We start from the raw sequence: 2232 nt of genomic DNA, 5'->3' as shown, positions 1-2232 counted from the left end.
CCGACCGGCTGACCTCGGCGGCCGGACGGTGGGCGGCCGGCTGGCTGCGCGAGGGCGGCCTGCCGGACCAGCCCTCCGAGCGGGTGCTCTTCGCGCCCGGCTCCGGCTCCTCGCGCGATCACCGCTACGTCGACCGCTGGTGGGAGGACGTCAAGCGGATCGCGGTCACCCAGCCGGGCACCGCCGGGCCGGCCGGCCCGGGGCGCGAGCGGCTCGCCGCCGAGTTCCGGGTGCTCCTGGAGCGCACCGAGCCGAGCGCGGCCCGGGCCCACCGGGTGAGCGAGTGGCTCTGGAAGCCCACCGCGCACTGGGCCGCGATGCTGCCGCACCACCGCGAGGAACTGGCCGCCCGCTGGCTCGACCTGCTCGCCGGCTGCGCCGACCGCGAGCAGCGCGACACCGGCCCGCTGCTGGTCGTGCTCGCCGAGGCCGGCGGCCCCGCCGGGCTCGCCCTCCACCTCGCCCTCGCCTACGGCCTGGGCGCCCGCTACGCCGAGGACCGCGCCGCCGCCGTCGACGCCCTGCTGGTGCTCGCCGCCCGCGGCGACCTCGACGGCGCCCTGCTCGGCCGCGAACTGGGCGAACTGGTGACACTCGGCACGGTCAAGCCCAACCGCCTCGCCCAGTCCCTCACCGCCGCCGCCGACACCGGCGCCCACGCCACCGTCTGGTCCGTCCTGGCCGCCGCCCTGCCCTCCCTCCTCACCGGCGAGCCCCCGCGCGGCACCGCCGACCTCCTCTCCCTCGCCACCACCACCGCCCGCCGCACCACCGCCCGCACGCCCATCCCCGAGGTCACCGCCCTCGCCGCCCGCCCCGGCACCAGCCGCCTGCTGAAGGAGGCCCGCACCCTGCGCGACCTCCTCGCCACCGCCTGACCCCGCCCGGCCGGCGGCGNACCCCGGCTCTGTTCGCCGGGGTGGGATCCCGTCGTGTGAGGGCCGCCCCGGCTTCGCCCGGCGGCGGGAGCGGAGCGGCGGTCGTGGCCGGCGCGTGTGGGGGCCGGCGGGTGTCGTGGCCGGGGGTCGTGGCCGCTGGACGGGCCGTCCCCGGCCGCGCCTGCCCTCCAGAGGGGGTCCCGTCGTGCGTGGACCGGTACGGGGTCGGCCGTCCGGGGGGTGCGTGTCCGTGGTGCGGGTCTCCCGCGCTCGGTGTCGTCGCGCGTGGGGGCGCCGTCCTGCGGTCGTCGGGGTGATGCCGGGGGCGGGGCGTGGCGGTGGGGTTTGAGAACGGTCGTTCTTGACCGGTCGTTCTTTAACTCGTAGAGTCCTCGGCATGGGAAGACCACGCGCCTTCGACGAGGAACAGGCTGTGCGGGCGGCGGCGGAGTTGTTCGCCGCGCGCGGGTACGAGGGGACCTCGGTGGACGATCTCGTCACCGGGCTCGGAGTGCACCGGGGGAGCCTCTACAAGGTGTTCGGGAGCAAGCGGGGGCTGTACCTCGCCGCGCTGCGGCGACACCTCGACGAGGAGGTGCTGCCGCTCGCGGCGGCGCTGCGGGAGGCCGACGGGCTGGGCGCGTTGCTGGCGCAGGCGGTCGCCGGGTTCGACGGGGGCCCGGCCGCCGGGTTGTTGCTGTCGGCCGCCGTGGAGCGGGCCGGGAGCGATCCGGAGGTCGGCGCGCTGGTGGGGGAGGGGCTGGCCGCGCTGGACGGCGCGGTCGAACGCGTCGGCGGCGGCGGGGCCGGAACCGCCGGCGTGCTCGCCGCGACCGTCCTCGGCCTGCGGCTGCGCGCCCGCGCCGGGGCCGACGGGCCGTCCGCCGACGCCGTGCTGGCCTTCGCCGAACGCGTCGGCTGACCCCCGATCACCATCGATCATCCATCAGTGGGAGGAAACAGTTCCATGGCCCGAGTCAGCATCACCGACCGCACCCTCGTCGTCGAGATCGAGGGCCTCGACCGGCTCTGGGCGGTCCGCAGCCGGATCGAGATCCCGCTCGACAACGTCCGGGGTGCGACCGTCGACCCCGGGATCCTCCGGGAGCCCAAGGGGATCAAGGTCGGCGGCACGCACTTCCCCGGGGTGATCACCGCCGGCACCTTCCGTTCCGGCGGCGAGTGGATCTTCTGGGACGTGCGGAACCCGGCCAAGGCCGTGGTGATCGAGCTCGCCGACGAGCGCTACAGCCGGCTGATCGTGGAGGTCGACGACCCGCGCGCCACCGTCGACCTCGTCGAGCACGCCAAGCGGCCCGCCGTCTGACGGCTCGCCCGCCCGCCGGGCGGGGCG

2 protein-coding genes and 1 pseudogene are annotated in these 2232 nt (G+C 76.9%); all 3 read left to right on the top strand.

The features are described from left to right. A pseudogene (locus ABD308_RS10000) lies at nucleotides 1-878 on the top strand (DUF6493 family protein); the annotation flags it as partial. A 397-nt stretch (nucleotides 879-1275) separates the two neighbouring features. After that, a complete protein-coding gene (locus tag ABD308_RS09995) occupies nucleotides 1276-1800 on the top strand; it encodes a TetR/AcrR family transcriptional regulator (RefSeq protein WP_344331037.1) in 525 nt (174 codons plus the stop codon). 45 nt (nucleotides 1801-1845) lie between these two features. Beyond that, on the top strand, nucleotides 1846-2205 hold the full coding sequence (locus ABD308_RS09990) for a hypothetical protein (RefSeq protein WP_344331035.1): 360 nt from the start codon (nucleotides 1846-1848) through the stop codon (nucleotides 2203-2205). The last annotated feature ends 27 nt before the right edge of the window (nucleotides 2206-2232 follow it).

It is taken from the genome of Kitasatospora putterlickiae (genome assembly GCF_039527695.1).
Classification (GTDB): domain Bacteria; phylum Actinomycetota; class Actinomycetes; order Streptomycetales; family Streptomycetaceae; genus Kitasatospora; species Kitasatospora putterlickiae.
The sequence above is the reverse complement of the archived record's forward strand: the minus strand, read 5'-3'. Positions and strand labels throughout refer to the sequence as shown.